This is a genomic window from Acaryochloris marina S15 (assembly GCF_018336915.1).
Lineage (GTDB): Bacteria > Cyanobacteriota > Cyanobacteriia > Thermosynechococcales > Thermosynechococcaceae > Acaryochloris > Acaryochloris marina_A.
Genome location: NZ_CP064923.1, coordinates 5,041,811 through 5,061,512, shown reverse-complemented (window position 1 = coordinate 5,061,512; position 19,702 = coordinate 5,041,811). Strand labels below are relative to the sequence as shown.

Here is a 19,702-nt window from a genome sequence, read left to right as displayed (position 1 = left end):
ATTTTTTGCCTGAATATTATCTTGCCGTCATTTTTTATGATTTTACGCGGTGCTGTGCCCAAGCTGATGCGAGGGACATAGGTTGGTTATTTACCCCAGCCACACCAAGCTCCCTAGTACCAAAAGTAGTGCAATCAGGGCAACCCAAACGATATTGCTTTCTTTGGTGTCGACTTGACTCCAATCAATCGGCTCTGGCTCAGTTGGGCGAAGTTTAGTCACTGATGGTGAGAAGTTGCCTACTCCCATCCGTTCTTTGACATCTTCTTCGTTCACCTCGCTTAAATCAGGAATTTGGGTCAGCCATTCTGACTTCTTCTCCAGCTGCGGTGCTTCCAAGATGTAAAGCAACCGCTTGCTTTGTTTACGAGTTTCCCAGTGACCATGCATCTGAAGTTTTCGGCATAGACTAATGGCCTCTTGCTGTTGTCCCGCAGCTTGATAGGCGGTCACCAGCCACATTTGCATTTCGCCGTCCAAGGGGGAGTTTCGATTGACCAAGGCAATGGCTTGTACTAGGGATTCTACAGATTCTCGATAATAACCATGTTCAAAGGCTTCACGACCTTTGGTGTAGGCGCTCATCATTTGGAGGTGAGTATCGACTTCAGAAGACACGGTAGATAGACGGTTAATTCAGATCGGTTAGGCCCTGCATTCTACAAACGATTACGGGCTTTTAGCAAGAGATACCGATCCACCAATTGCTCACTAATGCTAGGGGCAGGGGCATCTAAGACTAAGACGCCCTGCTGTTGAAGTTGGGCAAAGGCAACGGATCGCTGATGCAGTAAGTCTAAGGCAACGGCTTGTTCGTATAATCGCTGAACCTGTAAATCGTTGGCTGTTTGGGTCAGCGCCAAAGACTGATGGGCTTGACTATCGACTTGGGGATCCCGGAGGGCAACGCAGAAGGGTAAAAATCTCGGGGATAGACGAGCCATGGCCGTTAGGAGTTCGCTAGATGCGATCGCATCCACAATATCCGTTAGCAAAACCACCAAAGCCCGCCGAGTATACTGGCTGAGCACCCGACTGGCAACGGCCACATAGTCCGATTCCGTCATCACTGGTTCCAGGTTATACACCTGTTCCAGAATCCGAGATAGATAGGAATTTCCCGATTGTGGGGGGATCCAGGTGTGAATGTCATTGTCGAACACACAGACGCCGACGCGATCGCCCCGCCGTAGACCCGCCATTGCCAAAGATAAGGTGGCATTTAAAGCCCAATCAAACCGCTTCAGACCTGCGACCTGGGCTGTCATCAGTCGGCCCCGATCTAGCAAAATCAGTAGGGGCTGGTCTCGCTCAGGTTCACAGACGCGAACCAGGGGATGCCCCCGACGAGCCGTGGCTTTCCAATCAATCAGCCGCAGATCATCGCCTTGGTTATACTCTTGTAATTCGGCAAATTCGGTTCCTCCTAAGGTGCGCTGACGTCGACGTAAGCCGCCTGCTGCCTCCAAACTCAAGCGCACAGATAGTAATCGCAGTCCCATTAAGTCAGGGTAGACATCCACCTCAGTCTCAATGGGGATTTGCCAAGCTGTCCAGGCTAACCCTTGAGGGCTAAGTAGCCGTAAGGTCAAGCCTTGCCATTGAAAGGCTCCCCGTTGTGGGGGAAACACATGATAAGTAACGTCAGTTTCGGTGTGTGGGGCGATTTGAAGAATCAGTCGATCCTGGTCAGCCTGAAAGTCGGGAGGATAGCTATCTCTCAGGTGTAGTTGGGCTTGTCTGGCTTTGCCAGGGCCAGATCCAACGGTCACGGTTAAGTGAATGGGGTTATCCCGGCCAATAGATAGACGAGGGTCACAATGGCGAGTGACTTGAATGTCCCACCGTTGGGATCGCTGATAATCGATCCAGGTCGCAATCAACACCACAATGTTGAATAAGAGCATGGCCACCCAGCCTACCTCAATGCCATCTTCTGGGATCCAGGCTAAACCTAAGGGAATGAGCAGTCCCAGTCCTAACACCAAATACAGACGAGACGTTGGCAATAAATGGGGAACGGTGGGTTGAGGGGGACCGGGTTTTGCTGGCGGTTGCACCACCGGATCGGATTGCCGATGAAAGGGAGAAATAAACTCGGACTGAGGAGCGTTAGTCATCGGGGTACAGGGACGCGGGTCAGCAGAGTCTGAATCACTTGATCCATGGATACACCATCTAGTTGGGCTTCGGGTTTCAGGATCAAGCGATGTTGTAAGAGAGATGCCGCCATCGTTTTCACATCATCCGGCGTCACAAAATCCCGAGCCGCCAGCCAAGCATGAGCTTGGGCAGCCCGTAGCCACCCCACTGCCGCCCGGGGTGAGGCCCCTAACATCAGTTCAGTTTGTTGTCGGCTTGCCATCACCAGCTCTAGCAAATAATCGAGTACTTGGCCTTCTACCCGGATCCGACGCACCTGTTGCCGTGCCTCTAGGACTTGATCAACGGTAATCACAGGCTTAAGGGGCATTTGCTTTAACTCTCGCGCTTCAAAGCCACTGAGGACATTATGGAGCATCTGTTGTTCGGCGGCTTTGCCTGGATAGGAGACCACTAGCTTTAGCAAAAATCGGTCTAACTGGGCTTCGGGTAATGGATAAGTTCCTTCGAACTCTAGGGGGTTCTGGGTGGCAATCGTCCAAAATAGCTTGGACAGGGCAATGGTCTTACCATCCAAAGTGACTTGCCGCTCTTCCATTGCTTCGAGCAAGGCCGCCTGGGTTTTGGGTGGCGTACGGTTGATTTCATCTGCCAGCAGGATTTGGGTAAAAATCGGGCCCTTGCTGAGGGTAAAGCTTTTGCTATTGAAATCAAAAATATTAGTCCCCAAAATATCCGCTGGCAAGACATCTGGGGTGAGTTGAATACGTCGAAAATCTGCACTAATCAGCGTAGCCAGCAGTTTAACAATTAGGGTCTTGGCTGTCCCTGGGACCCCTTCAAGGATGACATGTCCCTCTGCCAGCAGAGCAATCAGCAGTCCTTCGACGATAGAGTCTTGACCGATGACGATTTGGCTAAGCTGCTGTTGCAGTTGTTTAAAGGATTGATTCAAGGGAGATCCTGCAAAATAGCGTCGGCTTTATTGACCCAAGCTAGCAGTGTCCGATCGGTTATGGATTGCTGGCTGGATTGTTGTAATAACTCTAATAATTCTTGGTCGTTCCGTCCAGTAGATGTTGCCCACTGATTGGCTAGAGCTATATCAGGAGGTAATTGCCCTTTCGGCCCATTGGTAAGACCTAAACGTTGGGATAAGGATTGTCGCAGATACTGACTGAGCTGGGTGAGGACGAGTTCTCGTTGATGGGCATGATTTAGGGTGCCCGCTAGCGCTTGAATATATTGCTGGCTATTGTCTTTGGACTCTTGAGGAAGACGCAAGGGTAAGCCAAAGCGATGATTATGTCCCCAAATCCAAATCAAGATCAGCAAGACCAATTGAGCTGCCATGGCGGCGACAGGGGTTTGGGCAAAAAACTGCCAGACATTCTCAGCCTTGCGAGCATCTTCTGCATCCTGATTTGGGTTGTCGCGATAGCCATGTAACCGTTCATCCATCCAAATCGTCCCTGACTCAGGCACCAACTGTTGCAGAAAGGGATAATTTCCAGGCTGATCCGCATAAATATTGGCCCCAATCCAAGGGTAGGTGGCAAAAATCACCTGACCTTTACCCAATGACTGTGACCACACCACACTGCCATAGTCATCATCCAGCCTGCTTTGATATACAGAACCCAGCTTTTTTCTACGTCGAGCTGTGTCAATGCGAACTGGACCGGCTTCACTGGTGAGATCACTACTAAATGAGGCAGCAGTCACGGAGCCATCCCAGGTTAAGAGAATGGCCGTATTTCCTTGCTCCACCCATGAGTCAAAACTGTCCCATAAAGGGTCTTGCTCCCTGGCTTTCTCTAGACTGGGGGTAATGCGAATCAAGGTTTGATTCTGGCCTTGTAGCTCAGAATAAGGTTTTTGCCAGCGATCGATGGAGTAGCCTTGTGCGATCATAAAGTCATACCAACCTCGGTAGCCTTTATTGGATCGACTGTAGGTTGATCCGTCTTGCTGATTGGGTGCATTGATAAACAGCAGAATTAGCAAAATTGCTGCGGCTAAGATTGCCCATACCCATCGTTTCCCCGGCCCTTGTCTGGGGGTAATACGGGTGGGGGAGGATTGAGCCGTTTGGGTCATGAACTGACCTCATGGGGCTGGTCTAATTCTCCATCTAACGTCTTATAGGCTTGCTGACAAGACTGGAAAGTCTCAGGAGTAACAGATGCAGCTCCATAGTAGGACGCATCATGGACTTGAAAAATCTGCCGCCAAGTTGCCTGTAAACGGGTAGGTTTAGCCTTCAAAACCCATTGAGATTCTAATCGTCGCAAATATTCCTGGTTTGTAAAGGCACGATCGCGGTAGATCCAGCCAGTTTCTTCTAACCTCAGCAGTAAGGCCATATAAAGGGCACGGCAGCCGTTGGCATAATCCCCTTCAGTTTGAGCCTGGACTGCTTGCTGCAGCCAATCTTGAACGGTAGTTAGGTCTGAAATAAGAGGCTGTTGAATGGCATCGCTCAGGGCAATTTTTTTAGAAAACCAGCGTCGCCAGCCTTTGAGTTGCTGATAGAGGGTTCGTAAAACCCAGAGGACAATTAACACTGCCAGTCCCCGGGCAATCCATAGCAGAATATCGCCCCACCAAGGCGGTGTATTCAGGTTAGCTGCTTCGTTGCCCAACACCCAGTGTCCTAAACGTTGCCATTGAAACTCAACCCATTCTCTGGTTTGTCGAACGGAATTTTCAGCTTGCCAGATCGCTTGATCAAACTGGCTCACAGCACTGATTAAGGGTATGGTAGAAGCCATAGTCCTGAATCCCAAGTAGGCGTTGGTTCGAACACAAGGTTCCGCCCCCTATTTTAGAGTACGTAGGTGAGGATCGGTGTTCTGACCTACAGTCGGACTATAAAGACTGACTGTAGAATGGTCTATATGCATCGCACCTTTTTATTTTCCAAGATTCATCACTGCACACTCACAGAAACGAACCTCGAGTATGTGGGCAGTATCAGTATCGACCAAACGTTATTGGATGCGGCTGGGATTGTTCCCTACGAGCAAGTTCAAGTCGTGAATATGAACAACGGTGAACGATTGGTCACTTATGCCATTCCAGCTCCTGCCGATTCGGGTGCTGTGGAATTAAATGGTGCCGCAGCGCGACTCGGTACTCGTGGCGATCGGGTGATTATTATGACCTATGCCCAGCTAACGTCGGAAGAAATAAAAGGCTTTGAACCGCAGGTAGTGTTGGTGGATCAAGATAATCGTGTGATCGAGGGTCAACCTGTTGTGAATTCGTCAACTCCGGAATTGTGTTTGACGTAAATGCATTGGACATTTTTTCACTGATAGCGCAATGATTTTCGGTGAAATGAGATAATTGATGCATGTTCTGAATTCTTAGAGCAGGTGCATAGTGGCGGATCAGCATGTTGTGATTGTAGGAGCAGGCCCTGCAGGTCTGTTGTTGGCAGGGTACCTGTTAAAACGACCCGGATATCGGGTCAGTGTGTTTGAGCAGCGTTCTGACCCGAGGCTGACTCAACAAGTACAGAATCGAACCTTTCCGATTTCATTGCAGGAGCGGGGACGACAGGCCCTCCGAGGAATACCCGGTCTAGAAAAGGCCGTTACAGATCGAAGCACGGTTTGTAATGGCACGATCATGCATCAAGTCTCAAAAAAAAATCGAGTCATTCCTCGCAAGACTCCTAGCTTGATGATTGATCGCCTGCAGCTCGTGGTAGTCTTGCTGAAATTTTTATCAGACCAGTACTCATCTGATCAGTTTGTAGTGCAGTTTGACTGTCGATGTACGGGCCTTAATCCATCCGCGCAAACCCTTCTATTTGAGCAAGCCGGTGAAGTCGTCTCCCATACCTATGATGTCGTTGTGGGGGCAGATGGAGCGGGCTCAAAGGTGAGAGAGGCCTTGACTGAACAGGTTAACTTCCCCTGCGAGCAGACCTTAATTCCCGACGCCTACAAATCGGTCTTTCTCAACCAGCCAGAAGATGGAATTCAGCTAGCTGCGGACAAAGTGCATACCTGGAATTTACCCAACAACGTCCGCATGATGTTGGTCCCTCAAGGGAACTCACAGCTCAATGGTGTGCTGGTCTTTAAGCGTGATCAGAGCCCCATCGCCCAATACACTACAAAAGAAGAGGTACTGGCTTTTGTGCAGGAGAATTTCCCCCGGTTTGGAGCACTGATGACCCTGGATGAAGCGGCAGCATTGCTGTCGCGGCCCGTAGCAAAAATTACTACGGTCCGGTGCCAACGGTTTCATGAAGGCTCAAATATTCTCTTAATTGGAGATGCAGTTCATGCAGTGTCTGCCTCCATTGGCCAGGGCTGTAACTCTGCGCTTCAAGATGTGGGGATCTTGAATCAACTCCTAGATCAACACCAAGATAACTGGTCGCAAACCTTACCGGAGTTTTCAGCCCAGAGAATTCCCGAAGTCCATGCCTTAAGAGAGCTATCAGACTATTCCTTTCCCCGCAATAGATGGTTGGTGTTTGAGTTTATTCTGCGATTACAAGTCAGCCGACTCTTAAATCGTTGGTTTCCCAAACAATTTCCCCCCTTTTTATTTGACCTCGTTTTCGACTCGGATCTTCCCTACTCAGAGGTTCTCGATATCCATCAAGGGTGGATTAATAAGGTCAAACAAGCTAGCTAATTTGGCTCAGTGTTTAGCTACAGAGTGCTTGACGCATATGCTTCATATTCCCAGGCAGATCTGCGCGAATGGCCTCTTGAATGAAGATAGACGGCATGGGAATCAGTGGTGTAGCTGCAACAGAATAGGTGAGGATTGTGCCCTCACCACAGTCCTGCAGCGTCAGGTCAGCGGAAAAGTCACTAAAGCTGCCCCGCTCTAAGGAAAATTTGATATTTTCCTGAAATCTTTCTGAGACTTTCAGGAAGATTTCTACATCGACGGACAGTAAGAAAAAAGTTTTTCGGGCAGCCTGATAAAGACGATGGGTTTGTCCTGCCGTTTGGGAGGCATGCTCCAGCACTTCGCTTTTGACAATATCAGGAAAGAATCGCACCCAGCGACTGTAGGTTGTGAGCTGAGACCAAATATGCGATCGCACCCGAGGTAAGTACATGGTCGCTGTTACTGCACCTCCCCAATGGGTGTGGGACCGGACATCCAAGAGGATTTTACCTTGCAATAGATCAACCATTTGCTGAGGAGAGAGGAGAGCGTGAGTTGGATCAACCGCTGTAGCGGGAACACTCATAACAGGATCGCGATGGGACATACCGGTTAAACTCCTAGTGGAGAAATAACAGTCAGGGCCATCATAGCTCTATTTATTACAAAATATGTATTCTGTTTCACAGATCGACTCAGGAGTGTCCTAGAAGTTATCGCAGCTTGAGGTCATAAATACGCAACGTACTTTAACCGATTTGCCGATTACCCCTTAGTATTCCCAATTATCTGCAATGGGCCATCACTGGGTCTAAAATTTTATTTCCCTGCAAAAAATATAGCTATACGCCACCCGTTGGTGCTGACTTTAAGGAAGGTAAAAACGTTACAAGCTCCGGGAACTGTACCAAAAGCACCAACACAATCAGCTGCAGGACGATAAAAGGGATGGCCCCGCGATAAATGTCTGACGTTTTGATTTCGGGTGGAGCGACCCCCCTTAAGTAGAACAAGGCAAAGCCAAAGGGAGGGGTTAAAAACGACGTTTGTAAGTTGACCCCAAGCAAAATGCCATACCACAGCAAGTCCATGTCCAAGGATTGGGCGATGGGCCGAAAAATGGGCACCACAATAAAGGCGATTTGAAAAAAGTCGATAAAGAAACCTAGCAAAAATACCGTCAGCATACTGACGATTAAGAAGCTAAGTTCACCGCCCGGTAGGTTTTGCAATGCATCAGAGACCAGGATATTTCCGCCTAAACCAATAAAGATTAGGCTAAAGGCCCGAGAGCCGATCAGAATTAGCATCACCATACTGGTGATGCGAAGGGTAGACTCTGATACTTCAAACAGCCGCTTTAAGGAAAATTCACCATTGGCCCAGGCTAGCAGAATGGCGCCTAATGCCCCCAAGGCTCCTGCTTCTGTGGGCGTTGCAATTCCCCAAAAGATACTGCCCAAAACCAAAAAAATCAGGGCTAGGGGTGGAATTAAGACTTTGATGACTCGAAGCGCGAGCTCTTTCCCTTGGATTTCCCTGACGGAGAGGGGCAAAGCGGGGGCAGCCTCGGGTTTAAAGATGGCAACAATAATAATATGCAGGGCAAACATCCCGGCAATCATTAAACCTGGAATCAAGGCCCCTAGGAATAAATCTCCCACCGGCACACCGAGTTGATCCCCTAACACCACTAGCACCACGCTAGGGGGGATAATTTGCCCCAAGGTTCCAGAGGCGACAATTACCCCGGCAGTTAGCTCCTTACTGTAGTTGTAGCGGAGCATGATCGGCAGCGAGATTAGGCCCATGGCTACGACCGAGGCGGCTACAACGCCTGTTGTCGCGGCTAGCAAAGCCCCCACAAACACCACAGCTAAAGCCAGTCCGCCGCGAATTGGACCGAAGAGAATACCGATGGTTTCGAGCAGCTTCTCGGCTAAGCCTGATTTCTCCAGCATGGCCCCCATAAAAATAAAGTAGGGAATCGCCAGGAGCGTATTGCTCAGCATGGTGGCGAAAATTTCCTGAGGCATAGCCAACAGATTGGGATCTACCAAAATTTCTGGATCGACCCAACTGATGGCTGTGGGTAACATGCTGAATAACAGAGCCACGCCACTCAAGGTGAAGGCCACCGGATAACCTGCCGACAGCAGGACTAAGGCGACCCCAAACATGGCCAGGCTCAGCCAGTTATAGTCCATGGTCGGTTTCTCCGTCTTGGCCGAGGCGGAACCGTCTCAGTTTGATCCCATTTTTGATGGCTTCTGAAATGCCTTGTAGTAAGAGCAGTACAAAGAAGACGCAGACCACAGATTTAATGGGATAACGGGGTAAGCCCCCTGCATCCGGCGAGACTTCCCAAACCTCCCAAGAATTGATGATGGGGGACCAGACGTAATAGATCATCAGACTACAAAAAGGGATGACAAACAGGATTGCCCCTAAGAAGTTGACCCAAGTCTGTCGCTGGGGCGGCCAGCGATCATAAAATGCATCGACTCGCACATGGCCATTGTGTTTGAAGGTATAGGCTGCCCCCAATAAAAATGTGAGGGCGAATAGATAGGCTTGTCCCTCAATCAAAGAATTGGAACTCAGATTTTGGCCGATCAAATTGCCTATTTTTCGCCCTAAGGTATTCCAAACCCCAATGGCAATCATCAACGGAATTAGGAGGACGGCAAATTTGCCCACGCCTTCGTTGATGCGATCGATGAGCTGGGACAGTCGCAACAGCTTTTGCAATCTTCTAGGGGCCTCCACAATCCGTCTGAGACCTATCCTCTCAGATCACGGCCCTGAATCAGAACGCAGAGAGAAAAACGGACGCTGTTATTGCAAACCCCATTTCAGCCATGGGGTTGGATCAACCGCTTGGCCATTCACATTTAACCCAAAGTGGAGGTGAGGCCCCGTCGACGCACCGGTTGAACCGACCGTGCCGATGATTTGGCCGGCACGAACCATTTGGCCTTCTTTGACTTTAATATTCCGTAAATGTAGATATACCGTATTCACCCCTTGGCCATGATCAATGCCAATGACATTGCCATGAATCCGGAACCCTTGAGATTCTCGACCCACGAGGCGCACCTGGCCAGCAGCTGAAGCTTTGACGGGAGATCCACCCCAGCCTGCATAATCTAAGCCCCGATGATAATCGGGATCGGAGTAATCGCCATTGTAAATTCGTTTGATTCCATACCCAGCAGTGAGAGGGCCATTATTAGGACGGAGGAACTTTCCGCTCCAAAGTTTTTTAGGAGAGACAATGGCTTTAAAGGCATCCACGCGATCGAATTCAAAGTCTGTGCCTGAACCTTTACCAGGGGGTAACCAAATGCTCTGGGTCCGGTACCATTTTTTACCAATCCACAGCACCATGTTGCGTGCTTGTTGATTCCCCGTCACGACCAGGCTGCGACGACCATGTTTTTCTAAGGGAATGGTGGGTAAAAAAGCCCGCCAGCGGTTGGTCGCGATGGGATAGACGGGAAGTTTTTTGCCCGCCACTTTGACGACGGGTGCTTGAGTGAGTTGTTCGCCTGGATCCGGCTTGACGGTAATGGCCAGAGTGTCGCCCAATCTGGGCTTTTTAGGGGTTATAGTGACGTCTAACGCTTGGGCAGATAAGGCGGTAGATAGGGTGCTTCCTACTGTAGCGAAGAGGAGAAAGCTCAGCCTACGAAGATTCTTATAAGTCATGCAGAGATAAACGGATGCAGTCTACAAGTACATAGTCTAGATGGCGATGAACTAGGTTCCGCTAGCCGAGCCAGGACACCCCTGCTTGGGGTGTTGTTGAGTGGGGATCGATTTGACCAGGTGCTGGTCGCTGGCGATGGGTTAAGCAATCTTGCATGCCGTCGGATGCTGCTTGGCTGCTCCGCTCGGGGAGTACTACCCGATGCATAATAAATTCAACAGTTTGCTCTTTGACCCAACCTCGAGCCACGACAATCTCACCAAATGGCATAGCCGTGACATTCTGATCCGCGAGGGCTACCCCTACTTGGGCATCTGTGATTAGCCCCGCTTCCACTAGATATGCCCCTATCGGCTGATAAGGTTGGGAACTTCGACTGTCAACCCCCTGGGTCATGGTTCGTTTCCTTTTACTGCAAACCAATCGGCTATTTTGCCATTAAATATTGTGGATTCTATACTGAGCTACCGTCTTAATCTCACAATTTTACACCTGAAGATTGCCTAAGGCTTGGGTTTGAGAAAGACGATAGCCTGCTTCCAGACGATGGTCGGCTGATCATAATGATCGAGTAAGCAGATACAGAAATTATCTTGCCAACGCACTTTGCCGACGAGTAAATCGTTGGTGATTAATTTGATCTCCACTTCAGATTCTTCTTGAATCAGAGTCTGAAGTTGCCGAAAACTAGGCAGTTTGACATCAAGTTCAGTTGACATTATTTTCGCTGCGAGAGGGATAAAAGAACAGATTAGGCGTTTCGGAGGTGATCCGTGAAGCCATTATAGAGATGGTTTATCCTGCCATGATACCCATAAAAATCTTGGCATAGACTTCTCTGATTGCCAGAGTAGTATAGAAAGACGTTGTTTTTGCCTAAGGAATATCGATGCGGGTTGAGTTTACAAAATATCAAGGATTGGGAAATGATTTTATCCTGATCGATAATCGCCACCAAGCTCAACCCTGTTTGACTCCCGAACAAGCGGTGCGGATGTGCGATCGCAACTTTGGTATCGGCGGGGATGGCGTTATCTTTGCCTTACCCCCAGAAGGGGACACGGACTACACCATGCGCATCTATAACTCCGACGGTTCCGAACCGGAGATGTGTGGCAATGGTATTCGCTGTTTAGCCCGCTTCCTAGCCCATTTAGAAGGCAAGCCCCCCCAAACCGAAATAACCTATCGAATTCATACCTTGGCAGGCACCATTACCCCTAGCTTGCAGACCGATGGCCTGGTAAAGGTGGATATGGGACCTCCCTTTCTGGTGCCCCAAGAGATTCCGACGACTTTGGGACAAGGCACCGATCCGGTCGTGAATCAGCCCTTGGAGGTGGGAGGACAGTCCTGGTCAGTGACCTGCGTCAGTATGGGCAATCCCCACTGCATCACCTTTGTTGGAGACTTAGAGGCAATTGATTTCCAGACCCTTGGTCCTCAGTTTGAGCATCACCCTGCATTTCCCCAACGCATTAATACTGAATTCATACAGGTGATGCGCCCTGACTATCTAAAAATGTTGGTGTGGGAGCGGGGCGCAGGCCCAACCCTAGCTTGTGGAACAGGAGCCTGTGCCGTTCTAGTGGCGGGAGTACTCACGGGTAAGAGCCAATCTCAAGCGACGATTGAACTGCCAGGGGGGCCTTTGCAGATTCGCTGGGATGGCAAAGGGCAGTCTGTTTTGATGACGGGTCCAGCAGAAAAAGTATTTACGGGGATTTATGAGGCGGCATAGGGCCACCCTTGACCTGAATCAGCAGCCTTAAGCCCAAAAACTATACGGAAGCTAAAGATGCTAGGGGATCAGGGATGCTTTCTGAAGGGGCCTGAAACTCGCCGATGTAAACATATTCCAACCGCAACTTCAACCAAGTCACAAAGGTCGGATTGGTAGACACAATCGCCACAGAAGGCTGAGGACACTTGGCTTTGATGGCTTGCATTTCGGGCAGGTCTAGAAATGCAGGCTGCATGACCACCCAAAAATCAATCTCTTTATTTTTTTCTTTGTAGTAACGATGACGTTCTTTGAGAACTTCTTCAAAGGGCTCTTCTTCAAAGAGATAGCGCTGACTGGCAAGGGCGTAGTGGTAAGTTTGCATGGCTTAGAAAAGACAAATGAACGAAGACGTATTTAGGGACGCCCATTGCCATTATCTCAGTCCATCAACCTTTTTGGATAACTGAAGATGGGGAAGATTTGGATTTGAGTTGTGCTTCGGCGTTTGCGATCGCAATCTGAGTTGCGGGTACTGCAGACATATCCACAGAAATTGCCGTCACTCCCCATTCAACAAACTGGTGAATGAGTTGCGGATGTTGGACGGGGGCTTGGCCACAAATCGAACAGGGGATTTCCAGCGCTTTGGCAGTCTTGACCAGTTGGGAGAGGGCTGTAACGACGGCGGGATGGTCAGCCCCATATCGCTCCGTCAAATAGGTATTCTCTCGATTAACGCCTAAGAGCAGCTGGGTTAAATCATTAGTGCCAATCGCAATGCCCTGCACCCCTGCTGCGACATATTCAGGCAGTTGAAACAGCACTGAAGGCACTTCCGCCATGATCCAAACCTGCAGATGCTCCAATAGATGAGCGGCTTGAATCCGATTTCGACAAAATATAAATTCTTCAACAGAACGGATAAACGGCAAGATCAAGCGTATATTGCGATATCCTCGGTGGCAAAGACGTGCCAGAGCCTGCAATTCCAGATCGAAGAGGGTGGAGTCATACATATATTGTGCTCCCCCCCGCAATTCTAAAATTGAGTGGGCCGGTTGTAACGGATGAGCAGCATCCTGTTTGTAGTCTAGGGACCGATACGACACAGGCCGAGGGTGCCAGGCCTGTACAAAGGACTGTAAATGATGGCTTAAATGGCTGACAAATGCGTCAGCCCCCTGTTGTTGTATCCAAATCCCAGGTAATTGTCCTTGGCAAATATCTAGCAGAAACCATTCAGATCGTAATAAGCCCACGCCATGGACGGGTAGCTGTAACGCCCGTTCTACTCGTTGGGACTGACTGAGGTTCACCCACAATTGGGTGGTCTGCAGTTTGATCTCGGGCGCAGGTTCGGCATGAGTAGATAATGCTGAACTTGCCGGCGAACTAGAGGAGGGTGCAGCAAAGACCTTGCCTTGATTCCCGTCTAGCAACACCATTTGCCCTGACTGGAATGTATCCAATGCAGCAGCGACGCCGACAACAGCAGGTAACCCCAGTTCACGAGCCATAATTGCCCCATGAGAGGTATGTCCGCCTGTCGTACAAATTAAGCCAGCAACCTTTTGCAACCAAACCCAATCAGAGGGCATGACCTGTGTCAGCACAACAATCCGATTGGCCACGTTTTGAGGCTGAAGTTGACTAGGATCTTGACAGACGAGAATCGGAGCCGTTGCTTGCCCTACCGCTGCCGCTACTCCTGTTGCGATTATAGAAGATGGGGCTTGGTCTTCCTGCGACTTAAGCGAGTGATTTAAGGTCGACAAGGGCATGGCTGGCCATAAACCTGCAACTTTGAGTGCCTCGGATTCTTTCCCAGGGAATATCCATTCCACAGCCTGTAACAAAGGATTGAAAGGAGGCAGATCCTGAGCTAAAACTAGTAATTTTTCTAACTGAGGTTGATCCAGAACCCAAGATCCTGAAGTTGGCTCCAGGATCTGTTGTCCTAAATCTTGCTCCCCTAAAGACGTTTCAAAAGGAGCCTGGTAGGCACTAGTGATATGTCCAGAATAGCGATGCCACTGCTTCACCTGGCGGTCATAGATATAGGTGTCAGGTAAGATTTCGCCGGTCATCAGGCTGTTGCTGAGCCCATGAGTTGCTTGAATCTGGATGTGGGTTTCTGTGGCGGTTAAAAATCCGGATGCCTGGGCTGAATCGACTGGCTGTAATAACAGAGCTAATCGTAACTGATCAATCGGAATCGCCTGTTTCTGCATTAGCAGGAGTGTCTGAGCTGTAAAAACACTGTTCCAAGCTTGTTTGATAGCTTTGCCAAGGTTGGTCACTGAACAGTATTGAACCGGCAACATCTCCGTCAAGAGAGGAGTAAATTGAGCCCAAGGTTTCGGTAAGGTCAAGGATGGGCATAGACGCCAGCAGTTGGATAGACTCTGCAATTCTACCGAAACAGTCTGTAGCCACAGCGCGGGTAAGGCAGTCTGCTCGAATCCTTGGGCGATTTCTTCTGCGACTGCTTGTAGCTGAAAAGGTTGTTCTGCTTGTATGCGCAGACTCACATGGGGAAAATCACCTAAGAAAGGGGAAGACCAAGCAATCGATTGACAAAACTGCTGGAGAGACACTGTACCAATGACTGCACTGGGCAAAATTGGTATTTGGGCCTTGTAGAGTTCAGCTAGTCCTAATGCAGAATCACCCACCCGCAGGGAGTGAGCAGTTTCTTGTTTATCTAACCAGTACAGGCTTTCCACAAAATGGTCTTGAACAGACGATCTCATCTTAGTCCCAAGACCTGCAGGTCTTGGAGATATCACTAAACCTATAAAGCAATATATCGATACTTTTTAGTTCCAGATCGTAAGATAAGAGACACTCTACTCGGTATCTTCCCAAACAATGCTGTATAACTCAATTGTTTGCCATTCTGCAAAAATGGCGTGTTTGAGGTGAAAAGCGCTTTACTCAAGTCCTTACAACAGCTTGTCCTGAAGCCGCGCTGTACGATGTGTAAGCGATTTTCATCTGGCGTTTTATGCCCAGACTGTCGCCACAAATTAGAAACTTGCCAAGCAACAGTTTCTCTCACATTTGCAGACAATCACCCTCTGATTGCATGGGGGCATTATCAAGGTCTGCTGAAGCAATTATTAGGGCGTCTCAAGTATGACCAACAAGCTCAAATTGCTCATCTCTTAGGTCAACTCTTGGGAATCGCTTGGCTAGAAAATCAGTCTTACAATCGGCAATCTATCGTTATCCCTATTCCACTCCACGAAGGAAGACAGCAGGAGCGAGGATATAATCAATCGGCGTTAATCGCCAAAAGCTTTTGCCAAGTTACAGGATTGAATCTGACTCTCAATGGTTTGGTGAGAGTAAAAGCTACAGCTGCTCAATTTAATTTGTCGCCACAAGACCGTCTTATTAACGTTGCCCAAGCCTTTCAACTAGGGTCTGAGTTAGCAAAGAAGGAATGTGGAAAAAATATTGTGCTGCTGGATGATATCTATACGACGGGTGCAACCATTCACTCAGCTGTCGAGGCATTAAGCCAAGCAGGCTTCAAAGTGTCAGGAATTGCGGTGGTGGCTAAGGCTTAACCGAGCTGACCCACGAGGTATGCAGTTTCGAGACTCCAACCAATCAAGAGGCCGATGCTGCCAAAAATAATGATTGCTGATAGAGCGACAGTGACGGGGTTGTCAGCGTTGTCGAACTTCATGATGCCTTTGTTGAAGTCAGAAGACATGAATTTAGCTCCTTAAGATGTTGAGGTTGTTAACTAAAGTTAACTTAACATATTTTAATTCTTATTGCTAGTATGCCCAAACTCATGCTTTATCACTCATTTGATCACGGTTGATATGAAATGAACGGTCTATAAGCGTTTCCTAGACGGGAATTGGGCAGTATTTATACCTAAGCGTTTATCGCCATCATGGTTGTGAAAAGAGATTTGTTCTGCTTTTGTGAGGCTTACTATTGTTAAGTGTGCTTAACAATATCTTATAGTTCTGTCATGGGAGCTTGCGGCTGTAGGTAGGCTCCATCTCATCCCTGAAGTCGATACAATAAGTCACTGGGACTTGTGGCTGTGGCGGGCTGTCCTGAGCAACCAATAGTCACCTCTTGTTTTTCACTGACTTCTCCATGGCAGGCACCCAACCTACGATCAATCACTACAAAATTCAGGGGGATGGGATATGAAAGCTGTTGTCCTCTTGTCAGGTGGCTTGGACTCATCCACTGTTTTATACAAGGCTAAGGCTGATGGGGCTGACTGTTATGCCATTTCCTTTGATTATCAGCAGCGTCATCGTCAGGAATTGGATGCGGCCGTTGCGATCGCAAAATCAGCCCAAGTTACTCAACATCAAATTGTGGCCTTTGACCTCACCCTCTGGGGTGGGTCTGCCTTAACCGATACCCAAATTGACTTACCGTCTCGTTCGATTGAAGAGATGGCAGATCATATCCCCGTGACTTACGTTCCAGCTCGCAATACGATCTTCCTCAGCTTTGCCCTAGCTTATGCCGAGACTATTTCAGCAGAGCAGGTGTATATCGGGGTCAACCAATTGGATTATTCGGGATATCCCGACTGTCGCCCTGACTTTATTCAATCGATGCAAGAGGTGTTTCGGTTAGGGACCAAACTCGGTCGAGAAGGTCAGGCCATCGAAATTTGTACCCCTCTAATCAATTTGCATAAGTCTGCCATTATTGAATTGGGCAACGATCTGGGGGTGCCGTGGGAGCGGACCTGGTCTTGCTACAGTGATGGCGGTGGTTCGCCTCCACAAGCCTGTGGCCAATGTGATTCCTGCCAATTGCGATTAGCGGCATTTGCCCAACTCGGTTTATCCGATCCGCTATCCTATGTGACCTAACTTTAGAGCGTCCCTGTGTTTTCACTCGATTGGGCTGGCCTCTACTTCCCTAGAATTTGCTTTTATGAAGACTGCAACCACTGTCAACTTAGTTGAAATTTTCTCTGCCATTCAAGGGGAAGGGCTGAATGTCGGCACCCGTCAAATTTTTATCCGCTTTGGGGGCTGTGATCTACGATGTCATTTCTGTGACAGTGCCCATACCTGGACGCCAAAAAGTAGCTGTCAAATTGAAAAAACGCCGGGCTGCCGCGATTTTGCCCAGTATCAAAATCCAGTCACCCTTTCCCAGATCCTAGAGTGGGTTCAAGAGCAGGATCAGCCTGGGATTCATGACAGCATCAGCCTGACTGGCGGAGAACCCCTATTACAGGTGGCATTCCTACAGGATTTATTGCCTTTACTCAGGCAACAGACTTTATTACCGATCTATTTAGAAACGGGTGGGCATCATCCTGAAGCCCTTGTCCCCCTGTTACCCTATCTGGATAGTGTGGGCATGGATTTGAAGTTACCGAGCGTCAGTGGTGAAACTCATTGGCCTCAACATCGTCAAAGCTTGGAGCTGTGTCATCAAGCCAACATAGATGTGTTTTGTAAGCTCATTATTAGCGAACAAACTGATTGGACAGAGTTGGTCAAAGCTGCCCAGATGGTTGCCGACATTAGTCCTACTGTGACGATTTTTTTGCAACCTGTGACGCCTTTGTCTACGCAACACCCAGTCCAGCCACCAACGCCCAATCAAGTGTTGACGTGGCAAGGAAAGCTCAAACAGATTTGTCGTCAGATTAGGGTTGTGCCCCAAACCCATAAGTTTTTGGGGCAGCTCTAAGCCGTTTTTTCGCGTAACCAGTTTTTCAGGTCTTCTGCATTGTTGAAATCTAACAGAGCTTCCCCCAAGTCCTCTACCTGATTGACCGGCAAGCTTCGGACCTGACCTTCAAGATCCGGATTCAGATCCCCAACTCGCCGCTTTAAGAGTCGAAAAACTAGGCTTAGGGCTTCTCGTTTGGCCCCTTGCTGTTGATTGGCTTGAGTCGTACTGGTCAGCAGATTAGTGATCCGCTCTCGCTCTAATAGGCCCATGCGTTCCATCTCTGTTTGCAAGACCTGTTCTTCGGCAGCATTGAGATGGAGGAAGGCTTCAATAAATTGAGAGATGACCTTGACCTTCTTAGCGTCTAAACGCAAATTGGTCAGCAATCTCAGACACTCTGCTTTGACGACGGGGCGATCAAAGGTTTGAACGTTCATCGTGGGCATGAGTGCTGCCGCTACTGGATTACGACGTTGCAAAAAGTCACGCCAGTTTAAGCGATGAAGTTGAATGGCAACAAAGCTAAAATCCAAAACCCTGCGATCGACAAACTCAACCCGATACCCATTTGTTTCCAGACGTTGAGACGTATCTGAAGATTGCAAAATAATGGGATAGATCGGTAAATTATATTTTTCGTCCAGGCGAGCAAAGGTATGAAAAATGCGCCGCTCTAGCTTGATATTCGTCTCAGATGAATTCTCTAGATGCACCCAGAAGCATGATTCTTGTCCTCGTAATCGCACTTGCACTAATACATTAGAGCTAGCCCCTTGCACAGTAGGGGCAGGAGGATTATCTCCCTGCTCTTGAGGTTTAGGGGATTCTTCATCTTCTAGGAATCGAATCGATTTGGGGTCGATAGCGACCGCAATTTTTGGAAAGAAGAGATCGACAAATTCCAGAAAAAAGTTTTTGAGTAAGTCCCTAAATAGACGATCGCGATCGACCATCGTAAATGTCTACCCCACAACTAAATCGTATTTACCCTAACATCCTCAGGCGAGGATCTCGCTTTTCCCTCTAAAAATCAATTCGATGTTGAGAGAAAAAACAGCGAAATACAATCATACTAATTTAAAACTACTGTTCATCTTGTTAAAGACTTCTCTTCGACGGTTGCCAACCCTAAATAGCGAATTCCTTCGGGTGTAATCTCAAAGCGACAGGGCAAGAGCTTTACCCCTACTGAGACGGCTTCTCTAAGGAGTTCTCCATACTCTGGATCGGCCTGATCTCCGGGGGCAAAGGTTGTGCAATCGGCTCGATTAATAAAGAAGAGTAAGTAAGCTCGGGCTTCGGATAAAACCGACATCAACTCCCGAATATGCTTTTGGCCACGGGTCGTGACGGTGTCTGGAAATAAAGCTTGCTGTCCGATGGCCCAGGTCGTACTTTTAACTTCAATATAAGTGGGTTGAGTGGTGCCTGTAAGCAAAAAATCAATTCGACTTTTTTCTTGACCATAGCGAACTTCAGATTTGACCTGATCGTAGTCACCTAAAGCGGGTAAGAGCCGGTCTTGTAGTAGTTTCTTGACAACAATATTAGGGATTTGAGTATTCACCCCTACCCAGGTGGGTTGGGTGTCGCAGACTTCAATCAGTTCCCAGGTATAGGCTAATTTGCGTTTGGGGTTATTACTTCTAGAAATTTGCACTCGGCTATTGGGGGCAGACATGCCTGTCATCGGACCTGTATTAGGGCAATGGGCGGTGACGACTTCACCTGTCTCTAATTCAATATCGGCCAGAAAACGTTTGTATCGTTTGATCAGCTTGCCTGCAAGTAGGGGGGGATATTGATATAGCCAGTCCGCCATTCGTTTTAAC

The 19,702-nt window shown here is 48.6% G+C and carries 22 protein-coding genes; 6 read left to right on the top strand and 16 right to left on the bottom strand.

Annotated features, from left to right (window positions below):
• Nucleotides 1–90: 90 nt before the first annotated feature.
• From I1H34_RS23120 to I1H34_RS23100, 5 genes are all read right to left on the bottom strand, one after another.
• A complete protein-coding gene (locus I1H34_RS23120) occupies nucleotides 91–588 on the bottom strand; it encodes a tetratricopeptide repeat protein (RefSeq protein ID WP_212666405.1) in 498 nt (165 codons plus the stop codon).
• A gap of 71 nt (nucleotides 589–659) precedes the next feature.
• Nucleotides 660–2,120, bottom strand: coding sequence for a DUF58 domain-containing protein (locus I1H34_RS23115; protein WP_212663245.1), 1,461 nt, complete (start codon nucleotides 2,118–2,120; stop codon nucleotides 660–662).
• Nucleotides 2,117–3,058, bottom strand: a complete 942-nt coding sequence (locus I1H34_RS23110) for an AAA family ATPase (protein WP_212663244.1) — start codon at nucleotides 3,056–3,058, stop codon at nucleotides 2,117–2,119. Before I1H34_RS23110 ends, I1H34_RS23115 begins: the two co-directional genes overlap by 4 nt.
• Nucleotides 3,055–4,203, bottom strand: a complete 1,149-nt coding sequence (locus I1H34_RS23105; protein ID WP_212663243.1) for a DUF4350 domain-containing protein — start codon at nucleotides 4,201–4,203, stop codon at nucleotides 3,055–3,057. The genes I1H34_RS23110 and I1H34_RS23105 overlap by 4 nt, the downstream gene beginning before the upstream one ends.
• Entirely contained in the window at nucleotides 4,200–4,877 is a 678-nt protein-coding gene (locus I1H34_RS23100; RefSeq protein WP_212663242.1) for a DUF4129 domain-containing protein, read from the bottom strand. The genes I1H34_RS23105 and I1H34_RS23100 overlap by 4 nt, the downstream gene beginning before the upstream one ends.
• Before the next feature lie 126 nt (nucleotides 4,878–5,003).
• Between I1H34_RS23100 and panD the strand changes: the two genes are divergently transcribed.
• Both panD and I1H34_RS23090 read left to right on the top strand, forming a co-directional pair.
• Complete coding sequence (gene panD / locus I1H34_RS23095) at nucleotides 5,004–5,399, top strand: aspartate 1-decarboxylase (RefSeq protein WP_212666404.1); 396 nt, start codon at nucleotides 5,004–5,006, stop codon at nucleotides 5,397–5,399.
• 91 nt (nucleotides 5,400–5,490) lie between these two features.
• Nucleotides 5,491–6,762 (top strand): FAD-dependent oxidoreductase, encoded by a 1,272-nt coding sequence (locus tag I1H34_RS23090; RefSeq protein WP_249369529.1) that lies wholly within the window; start codon nucleotides 5,491–5,493, stop codon nucleotides 6,760–6,762.
• Between the two features lie 13 nt (nucleotides 6,763–6,775).
• On the opposite strand, the gene I1H34_RS23085 is transcribed toward I1H34_RS23090, so the two are convergent.
• From I1H34_RS23085 to I1H34_RS23060, 6 genes are all read right to left on the bottom strand, one after another.
• Entirely contained in the window at nucleotides 6,776–7,354 is a 579-nt protein-coding gene (locus I1H34_RS23085) for an SRPBCC family protein (protein ID WP_212663241.1), read from the bottom strand.
• A gap of 235 nt (nucleotides 7,355–7,589) precedes the next feature.
• Complete coding sequence (locus tag I1H34_RS23080; protein WP_212663240.1) at nucleotides 7,590–8,954, bottom strand: TRAP transporter large permease; 1,365 nt, start codon at nucleotides 8,952–8,954, stop codon at nucleotides 7,590–7,592.
• Nucleotides 8,944–9,498, bottom strand: a complete 555-nt coding sequence (locus I1H34_RS23075; RefSeq protein ID WP_212663239.1) for a TRAP transporter small permease subunit — start codon at nucleotides 9,496–9,498, stop codon at nucleotides 8,944–8,946. Before I1H34_RS23075 ends, I1H34_RS23080 begins: the two co-directional genes overlap by 11 nt.
• Before the next feature lie 87 nt (nucleotides 9,499–9,585).
• Nucleotides 9,586–10,458: a M23 family metallopeptidase gene (locus tag I1H34_RS23070; RefSeq protein ID WP_212663238.1), complete on the bottom strand. Its 873-nt coding sequence runs from the start codon at nucleotides 10,456–10,458 to the stop codon at nucleotides 9,586–9,588.
• Between the two features lie 61 nt (nucleotides 10,459–10,519).
• Entirely contained in the window at nucleotides 10,520–10,855 is a 336-nt protein-coding gene (locus I1H34_RS23065; RefSeq protein WP_212663237.1) for a hypothetical protein, read from the bottom strand.
• A gap of 107 nt (nucleotides 10,856–10,962) precedes the next feature.
• Nucleotides 10,963–11,178, bottom strand: coding sequence for an Hfq-related RNA-binding protein (locus tag I1H34_RS23060; protein WP_010467763.1), 216 nt, complete (start codon nucleotides 11,176–11,178; stop codon nucleotides 10,963–10,965).
• A gap of 170 nt (nucleotides 11,179–11,348) precedes the next feature.
• On the opposite strand from I1H34_RS23060, the gene dapF reads away from it, so the two are divergent.
• On the top strand, nucleotides 11,349–12,200 hold the full coding sequence (dapF, locus tag I1H34_RS23055) for a diaminopimelate epimerase (protein WP_212663236.1): 852 nt from the start codon (nucleotides 11,349–11,351) through the stop codon (nucleotides 12,198–12,200).
• A 40-nt stretch (nucleotides 12,201–12,240) separates the two neighbouring features.
• Here dapF and I1H34_RS23050 read toward each other — a convergent pair whose 3' ends face one another.
• Nucleotides 12,241–12,567 carry an MgPME-cyclase complex family protein gene (locus tag I1H34_RS23050; protein ID WP_212663235.1) on the bottom strand — a complete coding sequence of 109 codons (327 nt, stop codon included), beginning with the start codon at nucleotides 12,565–12,567 and terminating at the stop codon, nucleotides 12,241–12,243.
• Nucleotides 12,568–12,631: 64 nt separating this feature from the next.
• The gene (locus I1H34_RS23045) at nucleotides 12,632–14,938 is read right to left on the bottom strand and encodes a putative PEP-binding protein (protein ID WP_212663234.1); all 2,307 of its coding nucleotides are present in this window, start codon (nucleotides 14,936–14,938) and stop codon (nucleotides 12,632–12,634) included.
• A 159-nt stretch (nucleotides 14,939–15,097) separates the two neighbouring features.
• Here I1H34_RS23045 and I1H34_RS23040 point away from each other — a divergent pair, with 159 nt between their 5' ends.
• Entirely contained in the window at nucleotides 15,098–15,760 is a 663-nt protein-coding gene (locus I1H34_RS23040) for a ComF family protein (RefSeq protein ID WP_212663233.1), read from the top strand.
• Here the strand turns inward: I1H34_RS23040 and I1H34_RS23035 are convergent.
• Complete coding sequence (locus I1H34_RS23035; RefSeq protein ID WP_212663232.1) at nucleotides 15,757–15,909, bottom strand: hypothetical protein; 153 nt, start codon at nucleotides 15,907–15,909, stop codon at nucleotides 15,757–15,759. The two genes, I1H34_RS23040 and I1H34_RS23035, sit on opposite strands and share 4 nt — an antisense overlap.
• Nucleotides 15,910–16,363: 454 nt before the next feature.
• Here I1H34_RS23035 and queC point away from each other — a divergent pair, with 454 nt between their 5' ends.
• Nucleotides 16,364–17,050: a 7-cyano-7-deazaguanine synthase QueC gene (gene queC, locus I1H34_RS23030; protein WP_212663231.1), complete on the top strand. Its 687-nt coding sequence runs from the start codon at nucleotides 16,364–16,366 to the stop codon at nucleotides 17,048–17,050.
• A 64-nt stretch (nucleotides 17,051–17,114) separates the two neighbouring features.
• Complete coding sequence (locus I1H34_RS23025) at nucleotides 17,115–17,885, top strand: 7-carboxy-7-deazaguanine synthase QueE (RefSeq protein ID WP_212663230.1); 771 nt, start codon at nucleotides 17,115–17,117, stop codon at nucleotides 17,883–17,885.
• On the opposite strand, the gene I1H34_RS23020 is transcribed toward I1H34_RS23025, so the two are convergent.
• Nucleotides 17,882–18,823, bottom strand: a complete 942-nt coding sequence (locus tag I1H34_RS23020; RefSeq protein WP_212663229.1) for a DUF4351 domain-containing protein — start codon at nucleotides 18,821–18,823, stop codon at nucleotides 17,882–17,884. The two genes, I1H34_RS23025 and I1H34_RS23020, sit on opposite strands and share 4 nt — an antisense overlap.
• Before the next feature lie 137 nt (nucleotides 18,824–18,960).
• Complete coding sequence (gene sfsA, locus I1H34_RS23015) at nucleotides 18,961–19,692, bottom strand: DNA/RNA nuclease SfsA (RefSeq protein ID WP_212663228.1); 732 nt, start codon at nucleotides 19,690–19,692, stop codon at nucleotides 18,961–18,963.
• Between the last annotated feature and the right edge of the window lie 10 nt (nucleotides 19,693–19,702).

What these genes read in the sequence shown, in the direction of transcription:
- I1H34_RS23035 (WP_212663232.1), bottom strand. Translation starts at nt 15,909, where the DNA reads ATGTCTTCTGACTTCAACAAAGGCATCATGAAGTTCGACAACGCTGAC.
- panD (WP_212666404.1), top strand. Translation starts at nt 5,004, where the DNA reads ATGCATCGCACCTTTTTATTTTCCAAGATTCATCACTGCACACTCACA.
- I1H34_RS23050 (WP_212663235.1), bottom strand. Translation starts at nt 12,567, where the DNA reads ATGCAAACTTACCACTACGCCCTTGCCAGTCAGCGCTATCTCTTTGAA.
- I1H34_RS23080 (WP_212663240.1), bottom strand. Translation starts at nt 8,954, where the DNA reads ATGGACTATAACTGGCTGAGCCTGGCCATGTTTGGGGTCGCCTTAGTC.
- I1H34_RS23045 (WP_212663234.1), bottom strand. Translation starts at nt 14,938, where the DNA reads ATGAGATCGTCTGTTCAAGACCATTTTGTGGAAAGCCTGTACTGGTTA.
- I1H34_RS23105 (WP_212663243.1), bottom strand. Translation starts at nt 4,203, where the DNA reads ATGACCCAAACGGCTCAATCCTCCCCCACCCGTATTACCCCCAGACAA.
- dapF (WP_212663236.1), top strand. Translation starts at nt 11,349, where the DNA reads ATGCGGGTTGAGTTTACAAAATATCAAGGATTGGGAAATGATTTTATC.
- I1H34_RS23025 (WP_212663230.1), top strand. Translation starts at nt 17,115, where the DNA reads ATGAAGACTGCAACCACTGTCAACTTAGTTGAAATTTTCTCTGCCATT.
- I1H34_RS23020 (WP_212663229.1), bottom strand. Translation starts at nt 18,823, where the DNA reads ATGGTCGATCGCGATCGTCTATTTAGGGACTTACTCAAAAACTTTTTT.
- sfsA (WP_212663228.1), bottom strand. Translation starts at nt 19,692, where the DNA reads ATGGCGGACTGGCTATATCAATATCCCCCCCTACTTGCAGGCAAGCTG.
- I1H34_RS23085 (WP_212663241.1), bottom strand. Translation starts at nt 7,354, where the DNA reads ATGTCCCATCGCGATCCTGTTATGAGTGTTCCCGCTACAGCGGTTGAT.
- I1H34_RS23060 (WP_010467763.1), bottom strand. Translation starts at nt 11,178, where the DNA reads ATGTCAACTGAACTTGATGTCAAACTGCCTAGTTTTCGGCAACTTCAG.
- I1H34_RS23065 (WP_212663237.1), bottom strand. Translation starts at nt 10,855, where the DNA reads ATGACCCAGGGGGTTGACAGTCGAAGTTCCCAACCTTATCAGCCGATA.
- I1H34_RS23115 (WP_212663245.1), bottom strand. Translation starts at nt 2,120, where the DNA reads ATGACTAACGCTCCTCAGTCCGAGTTTATTTCTCCCTTTCATCGGCAA.
- I1H34_RS23100 (WP_212663242.1), bottom strand. Translation starts at nt 4,877, where the DNA reads ATGGCTTCTACCATACCCTTAATCAGTGCTGTGAGCCAGTTTGATCAA.
- queC (WP_212663231.1), top strand. Translation starts at nt 16,364, where the DNA reads ATGAAAGCTGTTGTCCTCTTGTCAGGTGGCTTGGACTCATCCACTGTT.
- I1H34_RS23120 (WP_212666405.1), bottom strand. Translation starts at nt 588, where the DNA reads ATGATGAGCGCCTACACCAAAGGTCGTGAAGCCTTTGAACATGGTTAT.
- I1H34_RS23070 (WP_212663238.1), bottom strand. Translation starts at nt 10,458, where the DNA reads ATGACTTATAAGAATCTTCGTAGGCTGAGCTTTCTCCTCTTCGCTACA.